Annotated in this window: 11 protein-coding genes, 1 tRNA gene and 3 rRNA genes; 7 read left to right on the forward strand and 8 right to left on the reverse strand. The window is 40.1% G+C overall.

The features are described 5' to 3' along the window. Positions 1-214: 214 nt before the first annotated feature. On the reverse strand, positions 215-637 hold the full coding sequence (locus ACM9HF_RS08590; protein ID WP_473617374.1) for an HIT domain-containing protein: 423 nt from the start codon (positions 635-637) through the stop codon (positions 215-217). 9 nt (positions 638-646) lie between these two features. Then, the gene (ylqF, locus tag ACM9HF_RS08595) at positions 647-1,579 is read right to left on the reverse strand and encodes a ribosome biogenesis GTPase YlqF (RefSeq protein WP_473617378.1); all 933 of its coding nucleotides are present in this window, start codon (positions 1,577-1,579) and stop codon (positions 647-649) included. A gap of 165 nt (positions 1,580-1,744) precedes the next feature. Here ylqF and ACM9HF_RS08600 point away from each other — a divergent pair, with 165 nt between their 5' ends. From ACM9HF_RS08600 to ACM9HF_RS08625, 6 genes are all read left to right on the forward strand, one after another. After that, positions 1,745-2,140 carry an ExbD/TolR family protein gene (locus ACM9HF_RS08600; protein WP_473617381.1) on the forward strand — a complete coding sequence of 132 codons (396 nt, stop codon included), beginning with the start codon at positions 1,745-1,747 and terminating at the stop codon, positions 2,138-2,140. A 51-nt stretch (positions 2,141-2,191) separates the two neighbouring features. Continuing rightward, positions 2,192-2,674 (forward strand): helix-turn-helix domain-containing protein, encoded by a 483-nt coding sequence (locus tag ACM9HF_RS08605; protein ID WP_473617385.1) that lies wholly within the window; start codon positions 2,192-2,194, stop codon positions 2,672-2,674. 1 nt (position 2,675) lies between these two features. Then, complete coding sequence (locus ACM9HF_RS08610; protein WP_473617388.1) at positions 2,676-3,053, forward strand: transposase; 378 nt, start codon at positions 2,676-2,678, stop codon at positions 3,051-3,053. Between the two features lie 42 nt (positions 3,054-3,095). Further along, on the forward strand, positions 3,096-3,578 hold the full coding sequence (locus tag ACM9HF_RS08615; RefSeq protein ID WP_473617392.1) for a helix-turn-helix domain-containing protein: 483 nt from the start codon (positions 3,096-3,098) through the stop codon (positions 3,576-3,578). Continuing rightward, positions 3,575-3,952, forward strand: coding sequence for a transposase (locus ACM9HF_RS08620; RefSeq protein WP_473617395.1), 378 nt, complete (start codon positions 3,575-3,577; stop codon positions 3,950-3,952). The genes ACM9HF_RS08615 and ACM9HF_RS08620 overlap by 4 nt, the downstream gene beginning before the upstream one ends. A gap of 102 nt (positions 3,953-4,054) precedes the next feature. Beyond that, positions 4,055-5,034 (forward strand): IS630 family transposase gene (locus tag ACM9HF_RS08625; protein WP_473618254.1). Its coding sequence is split into 2 segments (ribosomal slippage): positions 4,055-4,453 and positions 4,456-5,034, totalling 978 coding nucleotides; the frame shifts between segments, so codons are not numbered across the junction. Positions 5,035-5,146: 112 nt separating this feature from the next. Here ACM9HF_RS08625 and rrf read toward each other — a convergent pair. The 5 genes from rrf to pssA form a co-directional block, all read right to left on the reverse strand. Next, positions 5,147-5,261 (reverse strand): 5S ribosomal RNA (gene rrf / locus ACM9HF_RS08630). 141 nt (positions 5,262-5,402) lie between these two features. Then, a 23S ribosomal RNA gene (locus tag ACM9HF_RS08635) occupies positions 5,403-8,293 on the reverse strand. 450 nt (positions 8,294-8,743) lie between these two features. Continuing rightward, positions 8,744-8,819: transfer RNA gene (locus tag ACM9HF_RS08640), tRNA-Ala, on the reverse strand. A 153-nt stretch (positions 8,820-8,972) separates the two neighbouring features. After that, positions 8,973-10,515: ribosomal RNA gene (locus tag ACM9HF_RS08645) — 16S ribosomal RNA — on the reverse strand. The 16S, 23S and 5S rRNA genes sit together here with 1 tRNA gene alongside, the layout of an rRNA operon. A 918-nt stretch (positions 10,516-11,433) precedes the next feature. Then, entirely contained in the window at positions 11,434-12,246 is an 813-nt protein-coding gene (pssA, locus tag ACM9HF_RS08650; RefSeq protein ID WP_473617399.1) for a CDP-diacylglycerol--serine O-phosphatidyltransferase, read from the reverse strand. Between the two features lie 213 nt (positions 12,247-12,459). Here pssA and ACM9HF_RS08655 point away from each other — a divergent pair, with 213 nt between their 5' ends. Further along, the gene (locus ACM9HF_RS08655) at positions 12,460-12,906 is read left to right on the forward strand and encodes a DUF4124 domain-containing protein (RefSeq protein WP_473617400.1); all 447 of its coding nucleotides are present in this window, start codon (positions 12,460-12,462) and stop codon (positions 12,904-12,906) included. Between the two features lie 45 nt (positions 12,907-12,951). On the opposite strand, the gene clpB is transcribed toward ACM9HF_RS08655, so the two are convergent. After that, complete coding sequence (gene clpB / locus ACM9HF_RS08660; protein WP_473617403.1) at positions 12,952-15,528, reverse strand: ATP-dependent chaperone ClpB; 2,577 nt, start codon at positions 15,526-15,528, stop codon at positions 12,952-12,954. Positions 15,529-15,677: the final 149 nt, after the last annotated feature.

Consider the following 15,677-nt stretch of genomic DNA (forward strand, 5'->3'; position numbering starts at 1 on the left):
ATGTATGTACTTAGATTTTGTTTAGAACGTCAAATCTGTGCCTAAAGACGTTTCTAATTACAGCTGAATCCTACATCTTGAAGTGGTTTGGGTATAGACGATCTAATACCTGACTTAAAAGAAGCTTTATATAAAGTGATACTTATAATAAAAGTGTAGGATAACAACTAAACACTTCAAGATAAGTAGTCTATTACTTATTCAAAGTAACTTATTATCCAGCCACTTTAGTTAAAGCAGCTTTCACTTCATGTTTTATCTTATCTAGTGCATTATTATCATATGCAATTGCAGGAAATGCTCCCCATACAGGCTTAGGCCAAGCGATATCATCATTAAATCTCACAATATGATGAACATGCAACTGAGGACAAATATTACCAATAGCAGCAACATTAAGCTTGGTCCCTTTAAACATTGCCATTAACACTTCGCTTAATAAACTCGATTCATTTAAAAATTGAATTTGTTTTTCCCATTCAAGCTCATAAATATCTAAAACATCATTTATTTTAGGTACTAAAATAAACCATGGATATTGGCTGTCATTCATAAGCAATACCTTACATAATGGAAATTCATAAACTTCAATACAATCTTTAGCTAACATTTCGTGAAGTTGAAAATCAGTATTCATCTTACTTTCCTATCTTTTATTTTTACGACCGCGACCACGCGCTAATTTTTTAGCTTCTCTAGCTGCTATTTTATCTTCTTCGACTTTATCAAAATGAATAATTTCTTTTTCTACCATTTCAGGTGATTCGAAGGTTATTGCCCCCAGTGTTTTATCGCGAATCTCATTAATTAAAATAGCAGATGCTTTATGGAAGTCTATGTGACCACCACTTTTCATACATCCTCTAACACGACCAATTTCTTCTAATAGTTCAATTTCTGTATCAGGTAAAATATCTAACTTATAACGTTCCCGTAATCTTTCAGGATATGCTTCAAGTAAGTACTCTGCAGCAAAACAAGCGATATCATCATGATCAAAAGCAGTATCTTTAACCGCACTAGTAATTGCTAAACGGTAACCGCTATTTTCATTTACAATTTTGGGCCACAACATACCGGGTGTATCATAAAGATATAATCCTTCTTCAAGTTTAATTCTTTGCTGACCTTTAGTAACTGCGGGCTCATTCCCTACTTTAGCTTTAGCTTTACCCACTAAAGTATTAAGCAATGTAGATTTACCTACATTCGGGATCCCCATAATAACAGCATTAATTTGCTTACCTGTTTCATCTTTATTTGGTGCTAGCTTACGAATTAACGCTGGTAGAGTTTTAGCAACACTTGGATTATCGGTAGTTAAAGCGATAGCTTTTACATTTTGTTGAGCTTCTAAATAGTCTAACCACATTTGTGTTTTAACAGGATCGGCAAGATCGGATTTATTTAATATTTTAATTAATGGCTTATCACCTCTTATCTCAGTGATCATAGGGTTTTCACTACTGAAAGGTAAACGTGCGTCACACACCTCAATAACCACATCAATCTGAGGAAGAATGTCTTTTATTTCTCTTTGAGCTTTATGCATGTGCCCAGGAAACCAATTAATCGCCATTTTATTAAATTTTCATGAAGTATAATTATTTATATTTTATCAAAATTCAGTCAACACAACATTACTTTTAAAAAATAGAACAGTGAGTTTACCCTATTTTATGACAAATTAGACTTACGATACTCTTCGTACTATATTTATAAAAAACTTATAAAGGAAATGACTATGAGCCGAAGAGATCACAAACATGAGATAGAGCAAAGCGAAGTAGATATGACACCAATGTTAGACATTGTGTTCATAATGCTGATATTTTTTATTGTAACTACATCATTTGTTAAAGAAGAAGGGATACTCGTTAATCGACCAGAAACTTCAAAATCACCTAAGAGTAATGATCCAATAATACTAGTTAAGATAAATGAAACAGGGCTAATCACATTTAACGGAAAACTTGTCGACATAGAAAGACTACCCGCACGTATCGAAAATTTTTTAGCAAAAAGCCAAACAAAGAGTGCGGTAGTAATACCTAGCGATGAAACTTCTCATGAAAATGTAGTTAAAGTACTTGATCAAATCAGAAATTTTAATCAATTAACCATATCTATTGGTAAGTAATACCAATTAGTCTAATTATGTGATCTAATGTCATTTATTTACTCATAATAAATGACATTGAACACTCATAGCTCACAAGAATTAAAAATACTCTCCAACAAAGTAAAAGATCATCGAATGAGACTGCGCTTGCTAGCCGTTTCGCACTTTAAATCGGGTAAGAATAGATCAGAAGTTGCTAGAACACTTAATATAAGTAGAAGAATTGTTAATGATTGGGTTGCGAACTACATCAGCGAAGGTTTACTTGGTCTTGAGAGTAAAAAACCTACAGGGCGATCTAGCTATCTTACAGAGCAAGATAAAGAAATATTGAGTCAATATATAAAGGCTCAATGCCAATCCGATATGGGTGGACGACTAACGGGTGAGTGTATCCAACTATATATCAACGCTAATTTTGATGTTGATTATCATCCCAACGCCATTTATAAGTTATTAAAATCAATGGGATTTAGCTGGATAACAAGTCGCTCTCGACACCCAAAACAGTCTGATGAAGTACAAGAAGATTTTAAAAAAATTCGAAAGTGAAATGATCCGCACGATCCCATGGAATGTGAGGCTTAAAGAGATAGATGTGTGGTTCCAAGACGAAGCACGTTTTGGACAGCAAAATACAACGACAAGGCTCTGGGCAGAGAAAGGAACAAGACCGAGAGCCGTTAGGCAACAACAGTTTGAATACGCTTACCTTTTTGGTGCTGTTTGCCCATCAACAGGCGCAACTGAGGCACTGATTTCTCCAGTAATGAACATGGATGTAATGGAACAACATTTGGCTTTAATTTCTCAAAAAACTCAAGAAGGACGACATGCGGTGATCGTTGTCGATGGTGCTGCATGGCACCAAGTTTACCTTGCTGATAAATTTAGCAACGTAACGATCATTAAGTTATACCAATTAGTCTAATTATATGATCTAATGTCATTTATTTACTCATAATAAATCACATTGAACACTCATAGCTCACAAGAATTAAAAATACTCTCCAACAAAGTAAAAGATCATCGAATGAGGCTACGCTTGCTAGCCGTTTCACACTTTAAATCGGGTAAGAATAGATCAGAAGTTGCTAGAACACTTAATATAAGTAGAAGAATTGTTAATGATTGGGTTGCGAACTACATCAGCAAAGGTTTACTTGGTCTTGAGAGTAAAAAACCTACAGGGCGACCTAGCTATCTTACAGAGCAAGATAAAGAAATATTGAGTCAATATATAAAGGCTCAATGCCAATCCGATATGGGTGGACGACTAACGGGTGAGTGTATCCGACTATATATCAACGCTAATTTTGATGTTGATTATCATCCCAACGCCATTTATAAGTTATTAAAATCAATGGGATTTAGCTGGATAACAAGTCGCTCACGACACCCAAAACAGTCTGATGAAGTACAAGAAGATTTTAAAAAAAATTCGAAAGTGAAATGATCCGCACGCTCCCATGGAATGTGAGGCTTAAAGAGATAGATGTGTGGTTCCAAGACGAAGCACGTTTTGGACAGCAAAATACAACGACAAGGCTCTGGGCAGAGAAAGGAACAAGACCGAGAGCCGTTAGGCAACAACAGTTTGAATACGCTTACCTTTTTGGTGCTGTTTGCCCATCAACAGGCGCAACTGAGGCACTGATTTCTCCAGTAATGAACATGGATGTAATGGAACAACATTTGGCTTTAATTTCTCAAAAAACTCAAGAAGGACGACATGCGGTGATCGTTGTCGATGGTGCTGCATGGCACCAAGCTTACCTTGCTGATAAATTTAACAACGTAACGATCATTAAGTTATACCAATTAGTCTAATTATATGATCTAATGTCATTTATTTACTCATAATAAATCACATTGAACACTCATAGCTCACAAGAATTAAAAATACTCTCCAACAAAGTAAAAGATCATCGAATGAGGCTACGCTTGCTAGCCGTTTCACACTTTAAATCGGGTAAGAATAGATCAGAAGTTGCTAGAACACTTAATATAAGTAGAAGAATTGTTAATGATTGGGTTGCGAACTACATCAGCAAAGGTTTACTTGGTCTTGAGAGTAAAAAACCTACAGGGCGACCTAGCTATCTTACAGAGCAAGATAAAGAAATATTGAGTCAATATATAAAGGCTCAATGCCAATCCGATATGGGTGGACGACTAACGGGTGAGTGTATCCGACTATATATCAACGCTAATTTTGATGTTGATTATCATCCCAACGCCATTTATAAGTTATTAAAATCAATGGGATTTAGCTGGATAACAAGTCGCTCACGACACCCAAAACAGTCTGATGAAGTACAAGAAGATTTTAAAAAAAATTCGAAAGTGAAATGATCCGCACGCTCCCATGGAATGTGAGGCTTAAAGAGATAGATGTGTGGTTCCAAGACGAAGCACGTTTTGGACAGCAAAATACAACGACAAGGCTCTGGGCAGAGAAAGGAACAAGACCGAGAGCCGTTAGGCAACAACAGTTTGAATACGCTTACCTTTTTGGTGCTGTTTGCCCATCAACAGGCGCAACTGAGGCACTGATTTCTCCAGTAATGAACATGGATGTAATGGAACAACATTTGGCTTTAATTTCTCAAAAAACTCAAGAAGGACGACATGCGGTGATCGTTGTCGATGGTGCTGCATGGCACCAAGCTTACCTTGCTGATAAATTTAACAACGTAACGATCATTAAGTTACCACCGTATTCACCCGAGTTGAATCCAATAGAGCAAGTTTGGAGTTGGTTGCGCCAACATCATTTAGCGAATAGGTGCTTTCAAGGCTATGATGACATCCTCGATGCTTGCTCTGATGCATGGAACTCATTTGTGAGTGATGCAAAGCGGGTCATGAAAATGTGTAGTAGAGATTGGATTAAGGTGGGAAAAACTTAAGATGGAATGGTATAAAAACAATGTATGTTCGACCTTGGAACGACTGCTGCAATGTTTAACACCAGACAGCAAAAAGCCCAACTCTTTCGAGTCGGGCTTTTCTTAATGAGAAGCCTAGCAATGTCCTACTCTCACATGGGAACTCCCACACTACCATCGGCGCTAATGCATTTCACTTCTGAGTTCGGAATGGGATCAGGTGGGTCTACATCGCTATTGTCGCTAGACAAAAAAGGTCAATCTTGAAAGCCTTTCAACAAAAAATTATTTTCATTGAACTATAAATACGTTTTAATCTCTTATTCGCACATGTGTACGTGTCACTCATAGAGTGTGTCAAACTTCATACAAAACTATTTAGGTGTTGTATGGTTAAGCCTCACGGGCAATTAGTATCAGTTAGCTCAAGGCCTCACAACCCTTACACACCTGACCTATCAACGTTGTAGTCTCCAACGACCCTTTAGGGAGCTTAAAGCTCCAGTGAGAACTCATCTCAAAGCCTGTTTCCCGCTTAGATGCTTTCAGCGGTTATCAGTTCCGAACGTAGCTACCGGGCAATGCTATTGGCATAACAACCCGAACACCAGCGGTTCGTCCACTCCGGTCCTCTCGTACTAGGAGCAGCCCTCTTCAATTCTCAAACGCCCACGGCAGATAGGGACCGAACTGTCTCACGACGTTCTAAACCCAGCTCGCGTACCACTTTAAATGGCGAACAGCCATACCCTTGGGACCGACTTCAGCCCCAGGATGTGATGAGCCGACATCGAGGTGCCAAACACCGCCGTCGATATGAACTCTTGGGCGGTATCAGCCTGTTATCCCCGGAGTACCTTTTATCCGTTGAGCGATGGCCCTTCCATACAGAACCACCGGATCACTATGACCTACTTTCGTACCTGCTCGACGTGTCTGTCTCGCAGTTAAGCTGGCTTATGCCATTGCACTAACCGTACGATGTCCGACCGTACTTAGCCAACCTTCGTGCTCCTCCGTTACTCTTTGGGAGGAGACCGCCCCAGTCAAACTACCCACCAGACAGTGTCCCCAAGCCCGATGAGGGCCCTAGGTTAGAACATCACGCATACAAGGGTGGTATTTCAAGGTTGGCTCCAACACATCTGGCGACGCATCTTCAAAGCCTCCCACCTATCCTACACATGTAGGAGCAATGTTCACTGTCAAGCTATAGTAAAGGTTCACGGGGTCTTTCCGTCTAGCCGCGGGTATACGGCATCTTAACCGCAATTTCAATTTCACTGAGTCTCGGGTGGAGACAGTGTGGCCATGATTACGCCATTCGTGCAGGTCGGAACTTACCCGACAAGGAATTTCGCTACCTTAGGACCGTTATAGTTACGGCCGCCGTTTACCGGGGCTTCGATCATGAGCTTCGCAGAGCTAACCCAATCAATTAACCTTCCGGCACCGGGCAGGCGTCACACCGTATACGTCATCTTTCGATTTTGCACAGTGCTGTGTTTTTAATAAACAGTTCCAGCCACCTGGTTACTTCGACTCTCCTGTGCTTACTCCGCAAGGGATTCACACCAGAGAGCGTACCTTCTCCCGAAGTTACGGTACTATTTTGCCTAGTTCCTTCACCCGAGTTCTCTCAAGCGCCTTAGTATTCTCTACCTAACCACCTGTGTCGGTTTGGGGTACGGTTCCTATATATCTGAAGCTTAGAAGCTTTTCCTGGAAGCATGGCATCAATGACTTCATCTCCGTAGAGACTCGTCTCGACTCTCAGTGTTAACAGCAACCCGGATTTACCTAAGTCACCCACCTACAGTCTTTCACACGGACTACCAACGCCGTGCTCACCTAGCCTACTCCGTCCCTCCTTCGCAATATATAGAAGTACAGAAATATTAATCTGTTTCCCATCGACTACGCGTTTCCGCCTCGCCTTAGGGGCCGACTTACCCTGCCCTGATTAACATGGGACAGGAAACCTTGGTCTTTCGGCGGGGGAGTTTTTCACTCCCCTTATCGTTACTCATGTCAGCATTCGCACTTCTGATACCTCCAGCATGCTTTACAACACACCTTCAACGGCTTACAGAACGCTCCCCTACCACTTGAACCTAAGTTCAAATCCGCAGCTTCGGTGACTAGTTTAGCCCCGTTACATCTTCCGCGCAGACCGACTCGACTAGTGAGCTATTACGCTTTCTTTAAAGGATGGCTGCTTCTAAGCCAACCTCCTAGCTGTCTATGCCTTTCCACATCGTTTCCCACTTAACTAGTACTTTGGGACCTTAGCTGGCGGTCTGGGTTGTTTCCCTCTTCACAACGGACGTTAGCACCCGCAGTGTGTCTCCCGCATATCACTCATTGGTATTCGGAGTTTGCAAAGGGTTGGTAAGTCGGGATGACCCCCTAGCCTTAACAGTGCTCTACCCCCAATGGTGTTCGTGCGAGGCTCTACCTAAATAGATTTCGGGGAGAACCAGCTATCTCCCGGCTTGATTAGCCTTTCACTCCGACCCACAAGTCATCACCGCATTTTTCAACATACGTGTGTTCGGTCCTCCAGTTGATGTTACTCAACCTTCAACCTGCCCATGGGTAGATCGCCGGGTTTCGGGTCTATACCTTGCAACTAAACGCGCAGTTAACACTCGCTTTCGCTACGGCTCCCCTATTCGGTTAACCTTGCTACAAAATATAAGTCGCTGACCCATTATACAAAAGGTACGCAGTCACCCGACTAAATCGGGCTCCCACTGCTTGTACGTATGCGGTTTCAGGTTCTATTTCACTCCCCTCACAGGGGTTCTTTTCGCCTTTCCCTCACGGTACTGGTTCACTATCGGTCAGTTAGGAGTATTTAGCCTTGGAGGATGGTCCCCCCATGTTCAGTCAACGTTTCACGTGTGCCGACCTACTCGATTTCATGGTAAGTTTATTTTCGTGTACGGGGCTATCACCCTGTATCGCTCTACTTTCCAGTAGATTCCACTAACTTACAAACCACTTAAGGGCTAATTCGCGTTCGCTCGCCGCTACTAACGAAATCTCAGTTGATTTCTTTTCCTCGGGGTACTTAGATGTTTCAGTTCTCCCGGTTCGCCTCGCTACCCTATGTATTCAGGTAGCGATACCCGCCTTACGACGGGTGGGTTTCCCCATTCGGATATCTTTGGCTATAACGGTTTTTATCACCTCACCAAAGCTTTTCGCAGATTAACACGTCCTTCATCGCCTCTAACTGCCAAGGCATCCACCACATACGCTTAGTCACTTAACCATACAACCCTAAATAGTCTCGAAAGAATATTAAGTACACCGTGGTGACTAAACCACAGTAATTGTAAAGTCTGACATTTTCACGCACACATTGTGTGTCTTGAATAAGAGTTGATATATTCTTACGAATATATCGGGTTGATAGCGTCTCCGAGGAGGAGCCACTATCACCATCATCACTTCCCGATAAAAGAAGTAACAATAGCTTGGTATTTATACGTTACAAACAACAGCGCGACACCGTTGAGTGCTATATAAATACCGGTATTTATATCAGCTTTCCAGATTGTTAAAGAACTTAATCTCAGCACGCATTCGGCTAAAATTTTGGTTTGACCTCCACGGATGGAGGAAAACCCGAGAAACGTACGGAACGTTTCCGGTAAAAAACCAAACTTAATGTGTTCACTTAGAACAAGTTAAGTTTGGTCTCTTTCTTTTGAAGAAAAAGTGGTGGAGCTAAGCAGGATCGAACTGCTGACCTCCTGCGTGCAAGGCAGGCGCTCTCCCAGCTGAGCTATAGCCCCATATTTTTTATGAGGTGTGCACTTCTTCTATTTCGTTATCAGGCAATTTGTGTGAACACTCTTGGTACAGGATGTACCTGTGTCGATTAGCCACGGATGGCAAATAATCGACCTAAATAAATCTTATACCCATTAAAACGTTTTACTTCAAGATAAGGAGGTGATCCAACCCCAGGTTCCCCTAGGGTTACCTTGTTACGACTTCACCCCAGTCATGAATCACAAAGTGGTGACCGTCCTCCCGAAGGTTAAACTAGCCACTTCTTTTGCAACCCACTCCCATGGTGTGACGGGCGGTGTGTACAAGGCCCGGGAACGTATTCACCGTAGCATTCTGATCTACGATTACTAGCGATTCCGACTTCATGGAGTCGAGTTGCAGACTCCAATCCGGACTACGACAAGCTTTGTGGGATTCGCTCCACCTCGCGGTATTGCTGCCCTCTGTACTTGCCATTGTAGCACGTGTGTAGCCCATCCCGTAAGGGCCATGATGACTTGACGTCGTCCCCACCTTCCTCCGGTTTATCACCGGCAGTCTCCTTAGAGTTCTCGCCATTACGCGCTAGCAAATAAGGATAGGGGTTGCGCTCGTTGCGGGACTTAACCCAACATTTCACAACACGAGCTGACGACAGCCATGCAGCACCTGTCACTACTTTCCCGAAGGCACGAAACCATCTCTGGTAACTTAGTAGGATGTCAAGGGATGGTAAGGTTCTTCGCGTTGCATCGAATTAAACCACATGCTCCACCGCTTGTGCGGGCCCCCGTCAATTCATTTGAGTTTTAACCTTGCGGCCGTACTCCCCAGGCGGTCAACTTAGCGCGTTAGCTACGCCACCCACAGATCAAGTCTACAGACGGCTAGTTGACATCGTTTACGGCGTGGACTACCAGGGTATCTAATCCTGTTTGCTCCCCACGCTTTCGTGCCTCAGTGTCAGTATTTGTCCAGGTAGCCGCCTTCGCCACTGATGTTCCTTCCAATCTCTACGCATTTCACCGCTACACTGGAAATTCCACTACCCTCTACAATACTCTAGCTTGCCAGTTCAAAATGCAGTTCCCAGGTTGAGCCCGGGGCTTTCACATCTTGCTTAACAAACCACCTACGCACGCTTTACGCCCAGTAATTCCGATTAACGCTTGCACCCCTCGTATTACCGCGGCTGCTGGCACGAAGTTAGCCGGTGCTTCTTCTGCGAGTAACGTCACAGATGCAGAGTATTAGTCTACACCCTTTCCTCCTCGCTGAAAGTGCTTTACAACCCGAAGGCCTTCTTCACACACGCGGCATGGCTGCATCAGGCTTTCGCCCATTGTGCAATATTCCCCACTGCTGCCTCCCGTAGGAGTCTGGGCCGTGTCTCAGTCCCAGTGTGGCTGATCATCCTCTCAAACCAGCTAGAGATCGTCGCCTTGGTAAGCCTTTACCTTACCAACTAGCTAATCTCACTTGGGCTAATCAAATGGCGAAAGGTTCCGAAGAATCCCCTCCTTTGGTCCGTAGACATTATGCGGTATTAGCAGTCGTTTCCAACTGTTGTCCCCCACCATTAGGCATATTCCCAAGCATTACTCACCCGTCCGCCGCTCGACGCCGAATAGCAAGCTATTCTCGTTTCCGCTCGACTTGCATGTGTTAAGCCTGCCGCCAGCGTTCAATCTGAGCCATGATCAAACTCTTCAATTATAAATCGTTTGTGCATCTTGCGATGCTGCTCAATGAATTCTGTCGTGTTACCAACCGAAGTCAGTAACTACATAAAACGTACAATCTAATCAAAGATTAAATTATACTTTTTTGTGTGACATCAACATAAGCTGTTTTACGTCTTTTCTATTTATTAAGTAGTAAACTACCTAACGCATAAAACCGACTATGTAAAATCAATCTTAATGTGAGTGTTCACACAAATTGCATGATAACTAATTTTTAAAGAAAGGCTTCTTTTTATAAAAGAAGCAAGAGGTTAATCGCATTCGTTAAGCTCTTTTGCTGCAGGCCTTGCCTAAAGCGAGATGCGCATTCTACGCGCCTCAGTTTTGATGTCAACAACTTTTTGAAATTCTTTTTAAAAGATTTTAAAAGTTATCTTTCGTTTAATTCGTCAATTAAGCCTAACTAAACCTATCAAAACGTCCACTTCGCTGTCCTTATTCTGTGAACTCAGTATTTCCTATACTTACCTTCTCTGGGTTTCCCTGAAGAAGTGGAGCGCATTTTAGAGATTTTTGAGGTGACGTCAACACTTATTTTGAAAAAACTTTCTGTTTGTTGGATTTTCACACAGACGTTGGTTTTATTGTGTTATTTACCAACATTTAGTGTATTTAAAGAGCTATTTATCAGTGGTATACATGACTTGATATACGTTAACTGTTTTCTTTTTTTTATGTTAACGGCTGTCTTTTTTTAATGTTAACGGCTGATTATATGTACTTTGATGGTTTAACCTTAAATAATAGAGCCGAATCTAAACCTTAAATGTTTTAATTAATATTTACCTGTTTAGAATCTCTAGCAGTAAAAAATAAAAACACTATTGATAAAGACTAAAAAAAGTCCCCCCATCCAAAGTAACTTCTTGTTCATTAATACCGTTATAATCTATTTATCAGAGGACTCTTTTTCAACTTCATCTGCGCACTCTTTGAAGTCTGCATCTTTATCATCACCAACAACATGTTCTAATTTAAGCTTCCTTACTCCACGAATTGTAGTAAATGGGCCAGAAAAAGCGTAAATAACAAATATAATCAGTAATACATTTTCAGGACTAGAAGCAACGATGATAAAAGCGAGGACTATGAGTAGTACAACTACAAAATTAACTCTACCTTTCCAGTCAACATCTTTAAAACTACTATATCTAAAGTTACTCACCATTAATAACCCCGTCACAATAGTAATAACCCCCATTAAATAACCATAATCATTACCAACGACTTGATAAGATGTTCCTACCCACACTATACTAGCTACTACACCCGCTGCTGCTGGGCTCGCTAATCCTTGAAAATATCGTTTGTCTGCCACACCAACCTGTGTGTTAAATCGAGCTAACCTTAATGCGGCACTCGCTACAAAAACAAAAGCAGCTAGCCAACCAAACTTTCCAAAATCAGCTAAAGCCCAGTTATAAACAACTAACCCGGGGGCTATTCCAAATGAAACCATATCAGCCATGCTGTCGTATTCAGCTCCAAACTCACTTTGTGTATTTGTCATTCTAGCAACACGACCATCTAAACCATCGAAAACCATTGCCACGAATATTGCGATAGCCGCACTTTCAAAATGTCCATTCATTGAAGAAACAATTGCAAAAAAGCCAAAAAATAAGCCAGCTGTTGTTAATAGATTTGGAAGAAGGTAAATCCCTTTATTTGGATTTTTTCCATTTGAAGAATTTTGTGTCATTTTAAAGCCGTTCTTTTATACGAAATGTTTACGTGAATTTAGCATAACTATAATTAACTACGATAGCGTATTTGAGTTTATTCAGGTAAAAAGCTATAAAATGTTTGAATAATAAGTAGGTATTGTTATAAATTCATATATTAAATAACTTAAGTTAGTAGATAAGCCATATAATTTACTAAAATAAGCTTAAAAAAATAAAGAGTTTTTAAAATGAAATGTTTATCAAAAGTCTTATTACTTGCTTTTAGTTTCAATGTCATTGCTGATGATGTAGTTATATATAGATGGGTAGATGAAAACAATGTGGCTCACTTCAGCCAAAACCAGCCCAAAACTGGTGACTTTACTGAAATAGTAATGGCTAAATCTAATATTCCAAATATAAAAAATAACACCTCACCTTCAGAATCTAATGTAGCCTCATTAGAAAAAGATAAAAAAGAAGAACAAACATCAAAAAACAAACTACTTGATACTGCAGGAAAGTGTGAAGAAGCTAAAAATAACTTAGCAACACTAACCGACTTTTCTCGTGTACGCTTTGTTGATGCTAATGGTGAAACTCAAATTTTAGATGAAGAAAAACAAGCGGAACAAATAGCAATTAATAAAAAACGAATTGAAGTTTACTGTACTAACTCATCCAACAAGAAATAATAAAATAGCTCCTATAATAAAAAATATATTATAGGAGCAAATATTTTAATTAAATTTAAATACTAACTTATCTTGTTCTAGTGCTATACGGATAGAACTATCAGGTGTAACTTCACCTGACAAGAGAGCCTGAGCCAGTGGATTTTCAATTTCTTGTTGAATAACTCTTTTTAAAGGCCTCGCACCAAATAAATGGTCAAAGCCTACCTTACCTATATAATGTAACGCCTCATCAGAGATAGTTAATGTTATATCTTTATCTTTTAAACGCTTAGCCAATGATTGAATTTGTATTCCTGCAATTTTCTCAATTTGGCTTGTTTCTAACGAATGAAAAACAACTGACTCATCAATACGATTTACAAACTCGGGTTTAAAGTACTGATGGACTTCTTCCATTACTTGACTTTTCATTAATTCATATTGCTTTTCGGAGCTTAATTTCTGTATAACATCAGAGCCAATATTAGAGGTCATAATAATAACGGTATTCTTAAAGTCGACAGTCCTGCCTTGCCCATCAGTTAACCGCCCGTCATCGAGTACTTGTAATAAGATATTAAACACATCGTTATGTGCTTTTTCAATTTCATCTAACAAAATAACTGAATAAGGTTTACGACGAACAGCTTCAGTTAAATACCCTCCTTCTTCATACCCTACATAACCTGGAGGAGCCCCTATTAAGCGAGCAACAGAATGTTTCTCCATAAACTCTGACATATCTATTCTTATTAAAGAATCTTCACTATCAAACAAAAAGTTAGCTAAAGCCTTAGTTAATTCAGTTTTGCCTACACCTGTAGGACCTAAAAATAAGAATGATCCTATCGGCTGATTTGGATCTGCTAATCCTGCTCTTGATCTTCTTATTGCATTAGAAACTGATGAAACCGCTTCATTTTGTCCTATAACGTTTTGATGGAGACTCTCTTCCATGTTTAACAGTTTATCGCGTTCACCTTGTAACATTTTAGATACAGGGATCCCTGTTGCTTTACTCAGAACGTCTGCAATTTCAGTTTCCGTGACTTTATTTTTTAATAATGTCATTTCTTGCATTTCCGCCTGGCTTGCTAAATCAAGTTGTCTCTCTAACTCAGGAATTGTACCATGGTGCAATTCAGACATTTTATTTAAATCGCCAGCACGTGTTGCAGCTTCAAGAGAAAGTCTGGCTTGCTCTAAATCTGTTTTTATAGCTTGTGTTCCGTGTAACGCAGCTTTTTCGGTAGTCCATACTTCATCTAATTCATCATATTGCGTTTGCATTATTGATATTTCTTGTACAATGTTTTCTAAACGCTTTACTGAAGCTGCATCTGACTCTTTGACTAACGCCCTTTCTTCTAATTTCAATTGAATGAGTCTACGTTCTAATCGATCTAAATCTTCTGGTTTTGAATCCATTTGCAAACGAATACTTGAAGCAGCCTCATCTATTAAGTCGATTGCTTTATCGGGTAATTGGCGGTCGCTAATATATCGATAAGATAAAGTAGCAGCTGCAACAATAGCAGGATCAGTAATTTCAACATTATGGTGTAATTCGTAACGCTCTTTTAAACCGCGCAGTATGGCAATAGTGTCTTCAACACTAGGCTCATCCACTAACACTTTTTGAAAACGGCGCTCTAAAGCAGCATCTTTTTCAATGTATTGACGGTACTCATCCAGTGTTGTTGCTCCTACACAGTGTAAATCACCTCGAGCTAATGCGGGTTTAAGCATATTACCAGCGTCCATAGCACCGTCAGATTTACCAGCACCTACCATGGTATGTAGTTCATCAATAAAAAGGATAACCTGCCCTTCTTCTTTAGCTAGCTCGTTTAATACTGCTTTTAAACGTTCTTCAAATTCGCCTCTATATTTAGCTCCTGCAACTAAAGCTCCCATATCTAAAGATAAAACTCTTTTATTTCTGATACCTTCTGGTACGGCATTATCAATAATTCGTTGTGCTAAACCTTCAACGATAGCCGTTTTACCTACGCCTGGCTCACCAATGAGTACAGGATTATTTTTAGTTCGGCGTTGCAAAACTTGTATTGTTCTTCTTATTTCATCATCTCGACCAATAACGGGATCAAGTTTTCCTTGCTCAGCTCTTTCTGTTAGATCTACGGTATATTTATTTAACGCTTGTCGAACATCTTCCGCATTTTGATTATCAACCGATTCTCCACCTCTTACGTGCTCTATAGCTTGATCAATTCTCGTTTTATTAGCCCCAAGCGAGGTTAATATTTTGCCTAAAGCGCCTTTATCTTCAATAGCAGCCAAAACAAAAACGTCCGACGATATAAATTTATCACCCAATTTTTGGGCATATTTATCACATAAATTGAACATATTAGCCATTGATGGTGAAAGCTGAAGATCGCCACCTGTTCCTGTAACTTGTGCTAAATTAGCAAGTGCTGCATCTATTTGGTTACGTAGACTATGAACATTAACGCCTGCACTTTTTAATAAAGGAATGACGCTACTATTATTTTGATTTAATAAAGCCATCATTAAATGAAGAGGTTCAATAAATTGATGATCTTTACCTAAAGCAAGTGACTGAGCATCAGAAATAGCTTCTTGAAATGTTTGAGTAAATCGATCTAAGCGCATGGCACACCTTTGTAAATAAAGTAATTGAACAAAATAAACTTCAATGGAATCTCTAATCTCACAACGAATATAAATCGTTTCAATGATTATAAGTTTCTATACCCTATTAATAAGGGCAAATAGGAATATTTCAATCAAATTCAAACGAA

Origin of the sequence: Colwellia sp. RE-S-Sl-9, assembly GCF_048296855.1 — a bacterium.
Lineage (GTDB): Bacteria > Pseudomonadota > Gammaproteobacteria > Enterobacterales > Alteromonadaceae > Pseudocolwellia.

Bases quoted from the DNA above. Each gene is read 5' to 3' on its own strand.
- ACM9HF_RS08655 (WP_473617400.1), top strand. From the start codon at position 12,460: ATGAAATGTTTATCAAAAGTCTTATTACTTGCTTTTAGTTTCAATGTC.
- ACM9HF_RS08600 (WP_473617381.1), top strand. From the start codon at position 1,745: ATGAGCCGAAGAGATCACAAACATGAGATAGAGCAAAGCGAAGTAGAT.
- pssA (WP_473617399.1), bottom strand. From the start codon at position 12,246: ATGACACAAAATTCTTCAAATGGAAAAAATCCAAATAAAGGGATTTAC.
- ACM9HF_RS08610 (WP_473617388.1), top strand. From the start codon at position 2,676: ATGATCCGCACGATCCCATGGAATGTGAGGCTTAAAGAGATAGATGTG.
- ACM9HF_RS08590 (WP_473617374.1), bottom strand. From the start codon at position 637: ATGAATACTGATTTTCAACTTCACGAAATGTTAGCTAAAGATTGTATT.
- ACM9HF_RS08605 (WP_473617385.1), top strand. From the start codon at position 2,192: ATGACATTGAACACTCATAGCTCACAAGAATTAAAAATACTCTCCAAC.
- clpB (WP_473617403.1), bottom strand. From the start codon at position 15,528: ATGCGCTTAGATCGATTTACTCAAACATTTCAAGAAGCTATTTCTGAT.
- ACM9HF_RS08620 (WP_473617395.1), top strand. From the start codon at position 3,575: ATGATCCGCACGCTCCCATGGAATGTGAGGCTTAAAGAGATAGATGTG.
- ylqF (WP_473617378.1), bottom strand. From the start codon at position 1,579: ATGGCGATTAATTGGTTTCCTGGGCACATGCATAAAGCTCAAAGAGAA.